Annotated in this window: 14 protein-coding genes; 13 read left to right on the top strand and 1 reads right to left on the bottom strand. The window is 40.5% G+C overall.

The window, feature by feature from the left end:
- Positions 1 to 106: 106 nt before the first annotated feature.
- A complete protein-coding gene (locus BI291_RS17290; protein WP_074500551.1) occupies positions 107 to 802 on the bottom strand; it encodes a hypothetical protein in 696 nt (231 codons plus the stop codon).
- A gap of 618 nt (positions 803 to 1,420) precedes the next feature.
- Here BI291_RS17290 and BI291_RS17285 point away from each other — a divergent pair.
- Genes BI291_RS17285 through BI291_RS17225 form a run of 13 tightly spaced genes read left to right on the top strand, consistent with a single transcriptional unit; the run spans position 1,421 to position 16,001 of the window.
- Positions 1,421 to 1,846, top strand: coding sequence for an NADH-quinone oxidoreductase subunit A (locus BI291_RS17285; protein WP_074500550.1), 426 nt, complete (start codon positions 1,421 to 1,423; stop codon positions 1,844 to 1,846).
- Positions 1,846 to 2,484 (top strand): NADH-quinone oxidoreductase subunit B family protein, encoded by a 639-nt coding sequence (locus tag BI291_RS17280; protein ID WP_074500549.1) that lies wholly within the window; start codon positions 1,846 to 1,848, stop codon positions 2,482 to 2,484. Before BI291_RS17285 ends, BI291_RS17280 begins: the two co-directional genes overlap by 1 nt.
- Positions 2,481 to 4,280 (top strand): NADH-quinone oxidoreductase subunit C/D, encoded by a 1,800-nt coding sequence (nuoC, locus tag BI291_RS17275; RefSeq protein WP_074500548.1) that lies wholly within the window; start codon positions 2,481 to 2,483, stop codon positions 4,278 to 4,280. The genes BI291_RS17280 and nuoC overlap by 4 nt, the downstream gene beginning before the upstream one ends.
- A gap of 4 nt (positions 4,281 to 4,284) precedes the next feature.
- Entirely contained in the window at positions 4,285 to 4,815 is a 531-nt protein-coding gene (gene nuoE / locus BI291_RS17270; protein ID WP_074500869.1) for an NADH-quinone oxidoreductase subunit NuoE, read from the top strand.
- The gene (nuoF, locus tag BI291_RS17265) at positions 4,812 to 6,122 is read left to right on the top strand and encodes an NADH-quinone oxidoreductase subunit NuoF (RefSeq protein WP_074500547.1); all 1,311 of its coding nucleotides are present in this window, start codon (positions 4,812 to 4,814) and stop codon (positions 6,120 to 6,122) included. Before nuoE ends, nuoF begins: the two co-directional genes overlap by 4 nt.
- Entirely contained in the window at positions 6,115 to 8,946 is a 2,832-nt protein-coding gene (gene nuoG, locus BI291_RS17260) for an NADH-quinone oxidoreductase subunit NuoG (RefSeq protein ID WP_074500546.1), read from the top strand. The genes nuoF and nuoG overlap by 8 nt, the downstream gene beginning before the upstream one ends.
- Positions 8,939 to 9,910, top strand: coding sequence for an NADH-quinone oxidoreductase subunit NuoH (gene nuoH / locus BI291_RS17255; protein WP_074500545.1), 972 nt, complete (start codon positions 8,939 to 8,941; stop codon positions 9,908 to 9,910). The genes nuoG and nuoH overlap by 8 nt, the downstream gene beginning before the upstream one ends.
- Positions 9,910 to 10,425, top strand: coding sequence for an NADH-quinone oxidoreductase subunit NuoI (gene nuoI, locus BI291_RS17250; RefSeq protein WP_074500542.1), 516 nt, complete (start codon positions 9,910 to 9,912; stop codon positions 10,423 to 10,425). Before nuoH ends, nuoI begins: the two co-directional genes overlap by 1 nt.
- Entirely contained in the window at positions 10,422 to 10,946 is a 525-nt protein-coding gene (gene nuoJ / locus BI291_RS17245) for an NADH-quinone oxidoreductase subunit J (protein ID WP_083602155.1), read from the top strand. The genes nuoI and nuoJ overlap by 4 nt, the downstream gene beginning before the upstream one ends.
- On the top strand, positions 10,943 to 11,254 hold the full coding sequence (gene nuoK, locus BI291_RS17240) for an NADH-quinone oxidoreductase subunit NuoK (RefSeq protein ID WP_074500540.1): 312 nt from the start codon (positions 10,943 to 10,945) through the stop codon (positions 11,252 to 11,254). The genes nuoJ and nuoK overlap by 4 nt, the downstream gene beginning before the upstream one ends.
- Positions 11,251 to 13,128 (top strand): NADH-quinone oxidoreductase subunit L, encoded by a 1,878-nt coding sequence (gene nuoL, locus BI291_RS17235; RefSeq protein WP_074500537.1) that lies wholly within the window; start codon positions 11,251 to 11,253, stop codon positions 13,126 to 13,128. The genes nuoK and nuoL overlap by 4 nt, the downstream gene beginning before the upstream one ends.
- On the top strand, positions 13,125 to 14,573 hold the full coding sequence (locus tag BI291_RS17230) for a NuoM family protein (RefSeq protein WP_074500534.1): 1,449 nt from the start codon (positions 13,125 to 13,127) through the stop codon (positions 14,571 to 14,573). Before nuoL ends, BI291_RS17230 begins: the two co-directional genes overlap by 4 nt.
- Positions 14,574 to 16,001, top strand: coding sequence for an NADH-quinone oxidoreductase subunit N (locus tag BI291_RS17225; RefSeq protein WP_074500532.1), 1,428 nt, complete (start codon positions 14,574 to 14,576; stop codon positions 15,999 to 16,001). It begins immediately after the preceding gene.
- The last annotated feature ends 129 nt before the right edge of the window (positions 16,002 to 16,130 follow it).

Below are 16,130 nucleotides of genomic sequence, written 5' to 3'. Positions count from 1 at the left end.
GATCTTACAGTGTTGATGAAAATAGGTTCATGTCTCATCTGACAGACAGCTATGAGCGATCAAGAGACGGTCGCCACATTATATAATAACCGTCGGCCAACGTATTTTAAGCTACCACAATATTTCTACGCTTTTGGGCTGTTGGACTGATTTTTACCCATTTGAATAAAAACATAATAATGACTTTAGTCATACCACTGGTAATCGCCAACACTAGCAATGGCCATCCTATGCTTAGTCCCATACTTAAAGCAAAAGCTATAGTCGAAATATCCATCATAAAGATGAATTGACTCATCTTTAAATCGACAGCACCTGTACTACCTGAATTAATAATTAGCTTAATTTGGTGGTAATAACCTTGAGCTATCAAGATTGTTACTAAAACAATTATCGTTGTAGAAATATATTTTCCTTGATCGATTATTGTTTCACCCATAAATAACCCTGCGATAGCAAATAGTAAAGTTGCACAGGCTAAGCTAAAGGTGCTCTTAGCGTGTTTAGATTTTCGGTCTTGCCAAATTTCAAACAAAATAAACGCTACTAATACCGAAGCAAGTAATCTCGGCCAGACTATATAGTGATTAAACGGTTCTATTGAATATCCGTATATAAAGAACGACAAATATGCCAAGTAGCTAACTGTAAATTGGTTTAATGATAAAAGTGCAGTTGGCCTTTCGCTTTCAATACCAGACTCTTTTCTCTTCCATATCGTTCTCAATTGAGAAAACACGCCATACAAACTAACAATAATAAAAATCGTATTGATCGTTCCGAAAATATTATATGAATCCAAATTAATCTTCACCTATTTTATCGCCTACGTCTTATTGTCGACAATAATAAGGTCTAAACGAATTTAGGTCAATTTAAATGCTGTTTCTCTTTTGAATTGTCGACAATGTGTTCATTTGAGAAGGTGTAGGTGTGACTCTGTTTTGCAACGATAGACAGGTGTCATCAGGTGTGGATTATGCAGATTGAATAAGTGAATTATATAAGGATATTTATCACGGTCCGCTTTTGGCTGTGAGATCAACCGATGGACACAACACATTGATTAAATCTTTCTGCTGGTGATTCATAGTTTAGCGTCTTTCTTAGTCTTTAGACAAAGCATTGCGAGTAATGTGTGGTTTTTCCACATGAAAGAGCAATAACGAAGGTTAAATGGCAATAAAAGCGTTTAGTTCGAACAACATTTAATCTTGAAAGATCAGTAGACCTTAATTTTAATTAATTGAATGTACGGTATATTTGCAAAATATTATCTTTGTCTTATGATTAGAATAGCTAATTAAAAAATAGCTCGTATCGCTGGGGTTTTGTGGTATGAGCAACATAAAACTGCCGGTAAGTAAGTAGTCTATCGCGATAATAAATCAAATGTTAAACATTTGGGGAGCTCAGTGCGATGGGTGAGCAAGTCTCGCAAATTTGGCCGATTGCTGCATACTTTTTAACGCTGGTTATCATGTTAGTTGCCATGATGATACTTTCTCATCTGCTTGGTTCTAAAGCGAAACTTCCTGCAAAAAACTTACCTTATGAATCTGGCGTTATTTCAGTAAATGCTAATAAAACCCGCTTTACCTCGCATTTTTTTCTTTATGCCGTCTTTTTTGTCATTTTTGATTTAGAAACGATTTTTCTTTTTGCTTGGGTCATCGCTTTTAAAGAATCAGGGTGGGCTGGGTTAATTGAAGCATCTGTGTTCATTTTTATTTTACTTGCCGCATTATTATATTTGTATCGCGTTGGCGCTTTGTCATTAACAAAACGGCATTTACCGATTAAAGCCAAACAGTCCCAAATCAATCATAGTGAAAAGGAATGCTAATGGAGTGGTCGTTAACGAAAGCTGAACTTGACAAACAGATGTCGCAGTCAAAAAAACAAGTAGAAGATGAGCTATCGCGCAATGTACTGTTTTCTAAGCTTGATGATCTCGCAAATTGGGGCCGTAAAAATTCGATTTGGCCATTCAATTTCGGTTTAAGTTGCTGTTATGTGGAAATGGCAACCAGCTTTACTTCAAGGCATGATATTGCGCGTTTTGGTGCAGAAGTGATTAGAGCAACGCCGCGTCAGGCTGACTTGATGGTGATATCGGGTACTTGCTTTCGAAAAATGGCGCCAGTTATACAGCATCTTTATGAGCAATTATTAGAGCCTAAGTGGATAATTTCAATGGGATCTTGTGCTAACTCTGGTGGTATGTACGATATTTACAGCGTCGTACAAGGCGTTGATAAGTTTATCCCCGTTGATGTTTATGTACCGGGTTGTCCGCCAAGGCCAGAAGCGTTAATGGAAGCCATTTTATTATTGCAAACTAAGATAGCTCATCAACCAAGACAAGTTAGCTGGATGGTAGATGAAACGGGTGTGAGTGAAATTGCTAAACCTTCTTTACGCGACATCAAGCACGAACATCGTATCGCAACCACAAGTTTAGATGAGCCAGACTCCGTATGACAAATCAAGTGGATTTATCGCTCAGTCAAGATTGGCACCAAACTGCTCAATTGCCTATTATTGAAGAAATTCGCGCATTGATTCAAGACGTATCGTTACTACCTGCAGATAAGCAAGATAATATTTGTGATGATATTCCAACGGTTTGGCTGTTGAAACAAGACGTATGCCGAGTGATGCAGGCTGTTCGACATGAATTAATTGAGCCATTTTCTGTTTGCTTTGATATTACCGCTATCGATGAAACTGAAAGGCGGCACAAATCTAAACATGTTGCTGATTTTACCATAAGTTATCACCTAACATCTCCGCAAAGAAACCAAGATATTCGGTTAAAAGTTGCGCTCACTAAACATGATAAATCAATCGAAAGTGTCTGCCAGTATTGGCCAAACGCTAATTGGTATGAGCGTGAAGTGTGGGATATGTTTGGGGTAGTTTTTCTTAATCATCCACATCTTGCGCGAATCTTGATGCCATCAACATGGCAAGGACATCCATTGTTGAAAACCCACCCTGCTAGAGCAACAGAAATGGATCCTTTTACGTTACCAAAGCATAAACAAGACGAAGAGCAAAAGGCATTACAGTTCAACCCAGAAGCTTGGGGGATGAAGCGTCAAGGTCCAGATAATGATTTCATGTTTTTAAATTTAGGGCCAAACCATCCGAGTGTTCATGGTGCTTTTCGTATCGTGTTGCAAATGGATGGCGAAGAAATTGTCGATTGTGTCCCCGATATTGGATATCACCATCGCGGCGCAGAAAAAATGGGAGAAAGACAATCATGGCATAGTTACATTCCCTACACCGATCGTATTGATTACCTTGGTGGTGTGATGAACAACTTTCCGTATGTGATGGCAGTCGAAAAACTTGCCGGCATTCAGGTGCCTGAACGCGCAAAAGTTGCACGCATAATGACAGCAGAAATGTTTCGAATTCTGAGCCATTTACTTTTTTACGGTACGTTTGCCCAAGATGTTGGCGCACTTTCACCCATTTTTTATATGTTCGTAGATCGCGAAAAGCTGTTCGGTATTGTTGAAGCTATCTCGGGGGCTCGTATGCATCCAAGTTGGTTTCGTATTGGTGGTTTAGCGTCAGATTTACCAAAAGGTTGGCAGACACTTGTTCGAGAATACGTCAATTACTTGCCAGCTAGGCTAGATGAATATGACAAGATGGTCATGCAAAACAGTATCTTAAAACAACGTACCCAAGGCATTGGCGCGTATTCAACTAAAGAGGCTCTTGAATGGGGCGTAACTGGTCCTGGCTTACGTGCTACAGGTTATTCATGGGATTTACGAAAGCATCGCCCGTATGGAGGTTATGATCAATTTGATTTTGATGTGCCAACCGGTAGCAAAGGGGATTGTTATGACCGCTGCCGTGTTCGCATTGAAGAAATGAGGCAAAGTATTCGTATTATTGAGCAATGCTTAAATAACATGCCAGAAGGTCCTTACAAAGCGGAACATCCACAAACAACACCACCTGATAGAAACCGTACCATGAAAGATATTGATACGTTGATCCCACATTTTATCAACGTATCTTGGGGACCTACAATTCCTGTTGGTGAAGTATCTGTTGCGGTAGAAGCGACCAAGGGCATTATGGGCTATCACTTGATCAGTGACGGTTCAACGATGAGTTATCGCACACGCATTAGAACACCGAGCTTTGCACATTTGCAAATGCTACCGGTAATTTCTCGAGGCCAAATGGTTGCAGATTTAATCGCGACACTTGGCAGTATTGATTACGTGATGGCTGATGTTGACAGGTGATGTGATGACTGCCGATTTTAACAGTAATTTATTAACTTTAGACTATCTTAGTGACCAAGAGATGGCAGCTATCGATCATGAGTTGCAGATCATGGAAACCCGAGAAGCATGCAGTATAGAAGCGTTGAAAATTGTTCAACAGCATCGAGGTTGGATCAGCGATGATTCATTACATGCTATTGCTGCTTATTTACGAATACCGCCAGCAAGCTTAGAAGGTGTAGCAACGTTTTATAATCTTATTTACCGCCAACCTGTCGGTAAATACGTGATCCATGTATGCAACAGTATCAGTTGCCATTTGTGTGGTTATAGTGAGGTGGTGTCTGCGATTAAAAGTCATTTATCGATAGATTATGGCCAAACTACTTCTGATGGCATGTTCACCTTACTGTCAAATGCTTGTTTAGGGGCCTGTGATCGTTCACCTGTTATGATGATAGGAAATGAACACTATCAAAATCTCACGCCACAAACGGTGGTAGATATCTTAGAAACTTTGCATGCGGCAGAAAATAAAGAGGTGAGCAGATGACACCTCTTACACATCCGTTAACGCACTTGGTTAATGTCAATAACCCGTTAAGTCTCAAGGACTATTGCCAACAAAAAGGTTATACAGCTGCGAAAAAAGTGCTTTCAGAGTATACGCCAACAGAGGCCTTAGAGGTTGTGAAAAATTCAGGTTTAAAAGGTCGTGGCGGTGCGGGTTTCCCTACAGGCATGAAGTGGAGCTTTTTACCTGACTTTGAAGAAGGAGATCCAAGAGCAAGGGAACCTAAATACCTTATCTGTAACGCTGATGAAATGGAGCCCGGTACGTTTAAAGATCGATTGTTATTAGAAGGCGTTCCACATCAGCTTATTGAATCAATGATTATTGCCGGTTATATCATTGGGGCAACGTGTGCTTATATATTTTTAAGGGGGGAATACCACCTTGCGGCGAAACGACTCCAGCAAGCGATCAACGAAGCCTATCAAGCAAACTGGTTAGGTAAAGATATTCAGCAAAGCGGCTTTAATCTTGAGTTACATTTACATACCAGTGCTGGGCGCTATATTTGCGGTGAAGAAACGGCGCTGATTAATGCTTTAGAAGGCAAGCGAGCAATCCCTCGGGCGAAACCACCTTTTCCACAAGTGGCAGGTTTATTTGGCAAACCCACTATCGTAAATAACGTAGAAACCTTAAGTAATTTACCCCATATTTTTGCTCACGGTGTTGAGTGGTATCAACAGCACGCGTCAGAAAGTGATGCCGGAACTAAAATTTATGGTGCATGTGGTCGCATCAATACCCCAGGGCTGTGGGAGCTGCCGATGGGAGTCAGCATAGGAAAGCTTTTAAATGATCACGCGGGTGGTATGTGCGAAGGCTTAACATTAAAAGGATTATTACCCGGTGGCGCGTCAACAGACTTTCTGTTACCCGAGCATTTAGATGTGGCGATGGATTACGATTCGATCGCCAAGGCTGGCAGTCGCTTAGGAACAGGTGGGCTTATTGTGTTAGATGATAAAAATTGCCCTGTTGCCATGGTTAAAAATATTATGCAGTTTTTCGCGCAAGAATCTTGTGGTTGGTGTACACCGTGTCGTGATGGCACACCTTGGGCATTGGAAATTTTAACAAGAATAGAGCAAGGAAAAGGCACATCAACAGATATTGATGAGCTTTATCGATTATGTGATTTTATGTGGATTGGGAAAACGCATTGTGCGTTAGCCCCAGGTGCAGTAGGGCCATTAAGAAGCGCATTAAACTACTTTACTGATGATTTCTTGCAGCATATTGAGCATCACTGTTGCCCATATCAAAAAAGGGGGCTTCATGGATAACCAATCACTGACTATTTATATCGACGGCGAAGCTTATCAAGTTGACAGTAATGACAATTTACTTGCTGGTGTACTGTCTAATAAGTTAAATCTACCTTACTTTTGTTGGCATCCTGCTATGGGCTCTGTTGGTGCTTGCCGTCAATGTGCTGTGACGCAATATCAAGACGAGCATGATGAAAAAGGTCGTATCGTAATGGCCTGTACCACGCCTGTGACGGAAGGTATGCGCATTAGTATGAAAGATCATTCTTCGCGGGAATTTCGTGAACAGGTGATTGAGGCAATGATGACAAACCATCCGCACGATTGCCCTGTATGCGCAGAAGGGGGGGAGTGCCATTTACAAGACATGACCGTGATGACTGGCCACACATCTCGTCATTATGAGGGATTAAAGCGTACGTTCACAAATCAAGATTTAGGGCAATTTGTTGGTCACGAAATGAATCGCTGCATTACTTGTTATCGTTGTGTTCGTTTTTATAAAGATTATGCAGGCGGAGAAGATCTTGGTGTGTTTGGCTCTAAAAACCAAGTGTACTTTGGTCGACAAGAAGATGGACAACTAGAAAGTGAATTTAGCGGAAACCTAGTGGAAGTTTGTCCAACAGGGGTGTTTACCAACAAACACTTCTCAGCACATTATACGCGTAAATGGGATTTACAATCAGCGCCTTCTATTTGTGCAAATTGCTCTGTGGGTTGCAATATTAGCGTGGGTGAAAGATATGGTAGTGTGAGACGAGTCATGAACCGTTATCATCATGAGTTAAATGGTTATTTTATCTGTGATCACGGGCGTTTTGGGTTAACGTATGTCAATAGCAGCAAACGATTATCCAGTACTAAGGGTATTAATCATTCGTCGCCAATGGGCTTAAAAAAACAAGATGTTATTCGTGCCTTGTTGCCTTATCGGAAAAAGCAATTTTTAGCGATAGGATCAGGCCGAGCTAGTATTGAAAGCAATCAGTTATTAAAAGAAGTGGTGGGCGCTGGAAATTTTTCTACAGGTTTTTCAACAGCACAGCTGCCTTTTGCTAAAAAGCATGCAGAGTACTTATCACGACATCAACCGGTTTCTTTAGCTGAAATAGAACAAGCAGATTTTATACTCATCATTGATGAAGATATTACGCAAAGTGCGTCAAGAGTTGCCTTATCAGTAAGACAAGCATTACGTAATAAGGGCATTGCACGGGCCGAAAGTATGGGGATACCGTCCTGGCAAGATAGCGCAGTAAGAACGATAGCCGCGGAACAAAAATCACCGTTATATATTTTTACCAGTGTCGCCACTAAATTAGACTCTGTAGCGACTGCTCGATATTTGCAATCGCCAGAAAAAACAAAGCTGGCGATTGAACAATTAATTGAAGTATTAACAAACAAGGCTCGAAATAAAGAAGTAACATCTGATATTTTTCAAATTGCTGATGCGATCAATCAGGCGAAAAATCCTTTGATTATCAGTGGGTGGAGCCATCAACATTATGGTCTATTCTCGTCTAGCATTAGGTTAATTGATGCGGTTAAAACGTGTCATACTAATAGCCGTTCACTGCTAACAGCACCGGAAGCGAATACGGTAGGGCAACTATATTTAACCCAAGAAAATACAAAAGCCGTTGAACAAATAATCACGCAAGTGATAAACGATCAAGACATTGCTGGATTGATTGTCCTAGAGCATGAATTATCGAGTTTATCGGATAGACAAATTGAATGCTTAAAGGGTGCTAACAAACTTTGTATTGCAATAGAGCACAGTGACAGTAAGTTTACCCAAGCTGCTAATATGGTGTTACCTGCAACCCCCGTGACTGAATCTCAGGGACATTTTGCTAATTATCAAGGAAGAGTTCAACCTTTCTTCGCTGTGACACCCGCTGTACTACCGATACAAAATGCTTGGCAGTGGTTATGTTTGGTGGCAAATGGTTTAGAGAAATTAACCGATGAAATAACATTTATTAATAGCTTTTCAGCGTTACATCAATGGTTTAAAGAGCATATTCCCCATTGGCCAATAACGCTAAAAATGAACGATTTGTCAATCGCTAGAGAGCCACATAGAGCAAGTGGTAGAACAGCTAAAATGGCCAATCAATCGGTTCATGAAGCCAAAACAACACAAAGTGAAGAGGCTTTTCACTTTTCAATGGAAGGGGGAGCGATTGATTCAGGCGATAAAATGCCCTTCGTGTGGGCGCCAAGTTGGAATTCAAATCAAGCAATCACGTTTTATCAACAGCGGCCTAATGGCCCTTTAATAAAAAGACAATCTGCGACTTTTTTACCTTTCACAGAACAGCCTGTTAACCAACATCAAACTGAAGAAAACGGTAAACAGGCTATCGCTAATAACACCGAGATTAGTTTAGCGGTGAGTATCCCATGGCTTCGTCGTGCTTGGTTAACAAGACAACAAGCTGAATTTAACATGTTAGTGCAACCTAATGTGTTATATGCATCACAAAACTATGCCGACCAACATCAATTAGCCACCAAGCAATGGGTAAAAGTGTCGTTATCTCAAAGCATAGATTCAACAAGAGTTGATGTATTCGCTCAGTTAATGATTGATGCGGATTTACCGGATGATCACCTTTTCTTACAAGCAGATGAGTTGCATGAAAACCATTGGCAGTTAGTTAATGTTATTTTGGCTGATGAACAAGCACTTGAACAATGGCAGTTACAAGTTGAGCAGCGTTTGACGTTGGCTAAACTAGAACAAGAGAACACGTTAAAAAGACTGAAAGAAAAAGATCAAACGATACCAATCCGGTTAGTGTCTGGAGGATTAGAGGATGTTTGATACCTGGTTAAAACTGCTTGAAATCACCATCATATTAGGCTTGCTTATTCCCTCTGCAGCAATGCTGGTTTGGGTGGAACGTCGCTTAATCGGTCTTTGGCAAGATAGATTAGGTCCAAACAGGGTAGGCCCTTTTGGCATTTTACAGTCGTTCGCTGATTTAATAAAAATTCTTGGCAAAGAAGATTGGGTGCCACCCTTTAGTGACAAATTAGTGTTTATTGTTGCGCCTGTCATCGGTGCTGTTTGTGTATTGATGAGCTTTGCTGTTATTCCTTTTTCACCGAGTATTGGCGTTGCCGATTTAAACATTGGTTTATTGTTCTTTTTAGCAATGGCCTCGCTTGCTGTTTACTCCGTTGTGCTTGCCGGTTGGGCGTCAAATTCTAAATATGCTTTACTTGGCGGCATGCGAGCTGCAGCTCAAACAGTGAGTTATGAAGTGTTTATGGGGTTATCTCTGATGGGGGTGGTGTTGCTAAGTAGCAGCTTTAACTTACGAGAAATAGTGCTAAGCCAACAATCAGGCTGGTTTATTCAAACGCAATTTGTCGGTTTTATTGTTTTCTTTATCGCGGGTATTGCTGAAAGTCATCGTTTGCCATTTGATCTACCTGAAGCAGAAACTGAGTTGACCGCGGGCTTTCATACGGAATATTCTGGGCTGAAATTTGCACTGTTTTTCTTAGGCGAATATCTTGGCGTGATGCTAATTTCCTGTATGTCTGTGGTGTTATTTTTTGGTGGCTGGCTAATGCCTGAGCCTTTAGCATCATGGCTTCCGCCGCTTGTTTGGTATTTATTAAAAGTAAGTGTGTTGGTGATGGTGTTTATTTTATTGCGTACATCACTGCCGCGTCCGAGGTTTGATCAATTACTGCTGTTTGGCTGGAAATATATGCTGCCACTCGCGTTAGTTAATTTGCTGGTAACAGCAGTGTTGGCGTTAACGGAGGTGATTTAATGTTGAGTCAATTGCGAACGATGTGGTTGGTGCTAAAGCATACGTTTACCAAAGCTGATACGGTTGAGTACCCTGAAAAAAAACCGTACTTAGCGCCACGGTATCGTGGCAGAATTGTGTTAACAAGAGAGCCTGACGGTCAAGAGCGTTGCGTTGCTTGTAATCTTTGTGCGGTTGCTTGCCCTGTAGACTGTATTGCATTGCAGCAAACGGTTGATGATGACGGTAGAATGCGAGCTGAATTTTTTAGGATCAATTTTTCGCGGTGTATTTTATGTGGTTTTTGTGAAGAAGCCTGCCCGACATATGCGATTCAATTAACCCCCGATGTTGAACTTGCTGAGTATGATCGCCAAAGTTTAGTGTATGAAAAACATCATTTATTAATCGATGGTGTCGGAAAGTATCCAGATTATAGTTTCTATCAGCAATCAGGGATCTCAATAAAAAACAAAGGCAAAGGTCAAGGCAGCCAAGAGAAGCCTCCGATTGATGTGAAGGGTCTTATGCCATGAGTTTTTCTCCGTTGGTAACCATGTTTTACCTTGCCGCACTGATTGCCATCGTTGCGAGTATCAAGGTGGTAACGCGAAAAAACACCGTACATGCGTTGTTGTATTTAGTGATATCACTGATTGCCGTTGCTGTTTGTTTCTACCTTATGGGAGCCCCTTTTGCTGCAGGGTTAGAGGTGATTGTTTATGCTGGCGCTATCTTAGTATTGTTTGTGTTTGCCATAATGTTGTTTGGTTTACGAGAAGATGAAACTCACTACACTCCCCCTCATAAAGGCCTTTCAATGTGGTTAGGACCTGTTGCTTTAGCCTTAGTGTTGTTAGCTCAATTGTTATATACCATCAATCATCAGGGGATACAGCAGCAACTTTCTGCGACGGTAATTGATTCAAAACAGGTTGGGATATTGTTGTATGGTCCTTACTTACTTGCTGTTGAAATTGCTTCATTTCTATTACTGTCAGGCTTAATTGCAGCTTATCACTTTGCAAAAGATGTTACGTACGGAGGTCAAAAATGACGGCGATTCCGTTAGAACATATTTTAATTTTAGCCAGTGTTTTATTTCTGATTGGCTTTGTTGGCGTCATCGTACGTAAAAATGCTCTGTTTATTTTGATGAGCTTAGAGGTGATGCTCAATGCCACCGGTGTAGCATTCATTGGTGCCGGGAGTGTTTGGCAGCAAGCTGATGGACAAGTTATGTTCATGTTGATATTAACGCTTGCAGCTGCAGAGGTGGCGGTTGGTCTAGCTTTATTAATTCGTATGAAACATCAATATCGTTCACTCGATATCGATGTATTATCTGATTTGAAAGGGCAATGATGATGATTTTAGCTTGGTTGCCGTTTTATCCGTTGATTAGTTTTGCACTGTTAATCGTTTTTCAACGGCTGTTATCATGGCAGCTTGCTAGTGTTTTTAGTGTGACAACAGTGTTTTTATCTGCCATATCAAGTGGTTATTTGATGTGGCAGCTCACCTTTAATGATGTTTCTAGCTTGTCTGTCAATCTCTGGCAATGGTTTACTTTAACCAGTTTTGATACAGGGGCAACACACCCCGTTAATATTGCATTTTATTTAGATCGACTTTCAGCGGTTATGGTCTGTGTAGTGAGCGGCGTAGGTTTTCTTATCCATTGTTTCGCGGCTGCATATATGAAAGAAGATCCGCATTTTCATCGTTTTATGGCATACATGAATTTGTTTCTAGTTGCGATGTTGTTATTAGTACTTGCTGATAATTTAGTCTTGCTTTATTTAGGTTGGGAAGGAGTAGGGTTATGTAGCTTCTTGTTGATTGGTTTTTGGTATGAAGTCCCTGAAAATGCTGCCGCGGCAAGAAAAGCGTTTATCATGACACGTATAGGTGATACTGCATTAGTTATCGGTTTGCTTTTACTTTTCACCAGCCTCAATTCACTTGAAATAAATACCTTAAATACGTTAGCACAAGGAGAATGGCCGTTAACTGAACAGCGAACGTTCTGGATAACGTTACTCTTGTTAGGTGGTGCTGTAGGTAAATCTGCACAATTACCATTACAAACCTGGTTGCCTGATGCTATGGCTGGTCCAACTCCCGTGAGTGCCTTAATTCACGCAGCTACTATGGTAACAGCGGGGGTTTATTTAATAGCTCGGATGCATAATGTTTTTATTCAGTCGCCAGAGGTGATGACATTAATCGCTTGGATTGGTGCATTAACGTTGTTACTTGCTGGCATAACGGCGTTAGTGCAGTCAGATATTAAGCGAATTCTTGCCTACTCTACCATGAGCCAAATAGGCTATATGATGTTAGCACTAGGCGCTGGTGCTTGGAGCGCGGGTGTATTTCATTTAATGACACATGCATTTTTTAAGGCACTGCTTTTTTTGACTGCTGGTGCAGTGATATATGCCTTACATCATCAACAAAACATTTTTAAAATGGGGGGCTTATTAAAGCGATTACCGGTTGAATCTGCATTTTTTATTGTCGGTCTAGCTTGTTTGGTTGCCTTACCAGGTACTTCAGGGTTTTTCTCAAAAGAAGCCATTATTGGCCACTTATGGCAATCTCCTACGGCAGGCCCTATTTTTTGGTGGTTAGCGATAATAGGTGCCCTAATTACATCAATTTATAGTTGTCGGTTATTCTTTTTAGCCTTTATGGGTAGCGCAAGAGAAAATATATCAATAGTAAAAAATGACGGAGTGCTAATTAAAGGGTCGCTGAGTTTGTTGGTGATTCTGTCATTGCTCGGTGGTTGGCTGAATATTGATCTAACCTCTGTCTTTCAACCATTAACAACGCAAATGATGAAGCAAGAACCTTCTTGGCTACACAGTGTTGCGGTTGCTACCCCCTTTATTGGTATTGCCTTTTCTTGGTGGTTTTTTCGTGAATACCGTTTGGGTCATACAACAAAAATTGCCCAGTCTTATCAACGTATTGAAATAAATAGGTTTAAACGTTGGTGTTATTCAGGCTTAGGTTTTGACACCTTATATACACAATTGGTTGTTGTGCCTTTTACCTTCATTGCTAAGGTTAATCGTAAGGATCTCATCGATCAATTGGTGATGTTGTGTGCTTGGTATGCCAAACTGCTACGTGACGTTGCTGCCTCTTTACAAAATGGCTTATTACGCTGGTACGCTGCTGCTTTTGCTTGTGGGTTAATACTTTGGTTAGGAGCGTGGTTAGTATGATTATCCTGTTAATGATTGCGTTACTACTTGTCTTTGCGTTACTCGCGTGGAGTGTTGAAAAATATCTTATTCAAGCACCTAAAATCATCGCGCTTATAGCTCTTGTTATCGTAAGTCTTTTATTTTGTTTTCAGTTGTTTCAAGCTGAACATAGTTTTGAAACATGGACGGTAATTGTTGATGCTACATGGATCGAAGCTTTCAATATTAAACTGCAATTTTCACTTGATCAGCTTAGTATTTTATTGATTTCGTTAACGCTATTACTTGCGTGTATTGCGATAGCCATTTCATGGCAAGAAGTGAGCGAACGGCAGGGGTTTTATTACTTTAATATACTTTGTGCAATTGCTGGGATCATTGGCGTCTTTGTTGCGAGTGATGTTTTTTTATTTTTTGTGTTTTGGGAAGTGATGCTGTTACCGATAACAGCGCTGATTGCAATATGGGGGCATGAAAGTCGTTATTTTGCTGCTGTGAAGTTTTTTGTCTTTACCCAAGTGAGTAGCTTATGCATGTTAGTGGCGATTATTATGCTTGCTTTCATGCATCAACAGCAGGTTGGACAATTCAGTTTCCTATATAGTGACTGGCAACAATTAGCATTTGCACCAGAAACCGCAACGTTCCTTATGATTGGCTTTTTCATCGCATTTGCCGTGAAGTTACCTTCTGTACCATTTCATTCTTGGTTGCCTGACGCTCACACTCAAGCTCCAACAGCTGGCAGTGTATTGCTGGCAGGTGTTTTATTGAAAACAGGTGCATACGGTTTGATTCGTTTTGTTATTTTACTGTTTCCAAATGCCAGCATGCAGTTTGCGCCTATCGCCATGACCCTGGGGGTTGTGAGTATTTTGTATGGCGCGAAAATGGCGTTTGCACAATCGGATTGCAAACGTTTAATTGCTTATAGCAGCATAAGCCATATGGGTTTTGTGATGATGGCATTATTTGCTTTTAACTATAATGCGTTTAATGGCGCTATTGTGACGATTATCGCCCACGGTATTAGCAGTGCCGCTCTCTTTTGTTTAGCAGGGATGATCTATCATCGTATTCACACCAGAGATTTAGCCCGAATGGGTAATATAGCGTTAAGTGCGCCTTGGATGGCAGGAGTCACTTTAGTGTTTGTTGCTGCTGCATTTGGCATACCGGGTCTGGCAAACTTTATCGGTGAGTTTTTTAGTCTACTTGGCGTATTTGCGGTTTCGCCATTACATGCATTATTAGCGACACTCGGAATGATTGGCTCAGCTATCTATGGCCTACGTTTATTTCAAACCGCTTTTCATGGTGTAAAACCTGATAATACTGCGACGAAGATAGAAGACTTATCGATAAGAGAAGGGGCGATCTGCTTGGTGTTAGCTGTACTGCTTCTGTTAATCGGAATTTACCCTCAAGCGTTATTACAATTTACTTTTCAAGGGGGTTATTAAATGTCGTTAAATACTTGGCTTTTATTGACCCCTCAATTACTCATTGCCCTAGGAGTAGTATGTTGCTTGTTGCTTATTTCTTGGCAACGTAGCCAACAACTTATCGCTTGGTTTACCTTAATGGTAATGCTGGTAACGATTGTTGCTACGGTATCGTTAATTGGGCAAACAGCAGTACATATTACTGAGTTAATATATGTTGATAGTTTTTCTTTGGTCGCCTTTTTGTGGGTGTTACTGGCGGGATTTGCCGCTGTTTATATGAGTAAAGCTTATTTACACAGTCACCTAGAAGTTCATGATGAATTTTATTTATTACTCTTACTTACTGTGCTTGGTGCTGGGGTTTTAGTTGCTAGTGATCATTTTGCGAGTTTATTTCTTGGTTTTGAATTACTAAGTATATCATTAGTAGGTTTAACGGGGTATTTTCGACACCAACGGCATGCTATTGAAGTTAGTTTTAAATATTTAATACTAAGTGCCAGTGCTTCAAGCTTTATGTTACTGGGCATTGCCTTTCTGTATAGCCAAACGGGCAGTTTATCTTTTGTGCAAATACAGCCAGAAAATGCCGATAATATGATCGCGCAAATGGGCTTTTTACTGTTTATCGCAGGTATTGGCTTTAAACTCTCATTAGTGCCGTTTCATTTTTGGACGCCTGATGTTTATCAAGGTTCACCAACGCCAGTGACCTTTGTATTAGCCACTATTTCTAAAAGCGCGATGTTTATTGCATTGGCTAAATGTATTTATGTAGAAGGCTTTCAAACACTGGTTGCATTACCAAGCATTCATCATGCGTTAAGTGCTTTAGCTATTATTTCTATGATTGTGGGAAACTGTTTAGCGCTAGGTCAAAACAATATTAAGCGTATTCTCGCTTTTTCTTCGATTGCTCATATGGGGTATTTGATGATTGTTTTATTGGTACATCAACAACAGTCAATACTGTTAGCAAGACAAGCGGTGTTGTTTTATTTATTCGCTTATTTAATAGCAAACATTGCGATATTTGGCATGTTAGTGTTAATTGAGCGAGATCGCAATGTTGGTAATAATATTGAGTTAGCACACTGGAAGGGCATGTTTTGGCATTCGCCCTATAAAGCTTTTGTGCTTATTGTGGCAGTGTTAAGTTTGATAGGTATACCGTTAACTGGTGGTTTTATCGGCAAGTTTTATCTGATGATATTAGCGGCAAATAATGCATTGTGGCCATTATTGATTGCGCTGATTGTAGGGAGTGGTATTGCATTAGGCTACTATTTACCAATGATTTTTCAGTTGTTTAAACAAGATGTTGTTAAAATAAGCCACATTACAACTTGGCGTACTCGACTGTGGCTTAGCGTTATCTTCTTGTTAAGCATTGGGGTAGGTATTATGCCTGATGTGATTATTACTCCTTTATTAAATTTTTAATGCCAGTTTGGCTAAGCTAAAAGTATTATTCATAGTAATACCAATTCGCATAAAGATTAAGTCAGTTCAGAGCGATGTCAGAGGTGGGAGAATAAGCGAAACGTGTGCAGGTATAGTTGTTCTACATCA

This window comes from Thalassotalea sp. PP2-459, assembly GCF_001913705.1.
GTDB classification, from domain to species: Bacteria; Pseudomonadota; Gammaproteobacteria; order Enterobacterales; family Alteromonadaceae; genus Thalassotalea_C; species Thalassotalea_C hakodatensis.
The sequence above is the reverse complement of the archived record's forward strand: the minus strand, read 5'-3'. Positions and strand labels throughout refer to the sequence as shown.

Bases quoted from the DNA above. Each gene is read 5' to 3' on its own strand.
- BI291_RS17285 (WP_074500550.1), top strand. From the start codon at position 1,421: ATGGGTGAGCAAGTCTCGCAAATTTGGCCGATTGCTGCATACTTTTTA.
- BI291_RS17280 (WP_074500549.1), top strand. From the start codon at position 1,846: ATGGAGTGGTCGTTAACGAAAGCTGAACTTGACAAACAGATGTCGCAG.
- nuoC (WP_074500548.1), top strand. From the start codon at position 2,481: ATGACAAATCAAGTGGATTTATCGCTCAGTCAAGATTGGCACCAAACT.
- nuoE (WP_074500869.1), top strand. From the start codon at position 4,285: ATGACTGCCGATTTTAACAGTAATTTATTAACTTTAGACTATCTTAGT.
- nuoF (WP_074500547.1), top strand. From the start codon at position 4,812: ATGACACCTCTTACACATCCGTTAACGCACTTGGTTAATGTCAATAAC.
- nuoG (WP_074500546.1), top strand. From the start codon at position 6,115: ATGGATAACCAATCACTGACTATTTATATCGACGGCGAAGCTTATCAA.
- nuoH (WP_074500545.1), top strand. From the start codon at position 8,939: ATGTTTGATACCTGGTTAAAACTGCTTGAAATCACCATCATATTAGGC.
- nuoI (WP_074500542.1), top strand. From the start codon at position 9,910: ATGTTGAGTCAATTGCGAACGATGTGGTTGGTGCTAAAGCATACGTTT.
- nuoJ (WP_083602155.1), top strand. From the start codon at position 10,422: ATGAGTTTTTCTCCGTTGGTAACCATGTTTTACCTTGCCGCACTGATT.
- nuoK (WP_074500540.1), top strand. From the start codon at position 10,943: ATGACGGCGATTCCGTTAGAACATATTTTAATTTTAGCCAGTGTTTTA.
- nuoL (WP_074500537.1), top strand. From the start codon at position 11,251: ATGATGATGATTTTAGCTTGGTTGCCGTTTTATCCGTTGATTAGTTTT.
- BI291_RS17230 (WP_074500534.1), top strand. From the start codon at position 13,125: ATGATTATCCTGTTAATGATTGCGTTACTACTTGTCTTTGCGTTACTC.
- BI291_RS17225 (WP_074500532.1), top strand. From the start codon at position 14,574: ATGTCGTTAAATACTTGGCTTTTATTGACCCCTCAATTACTCATTGCC.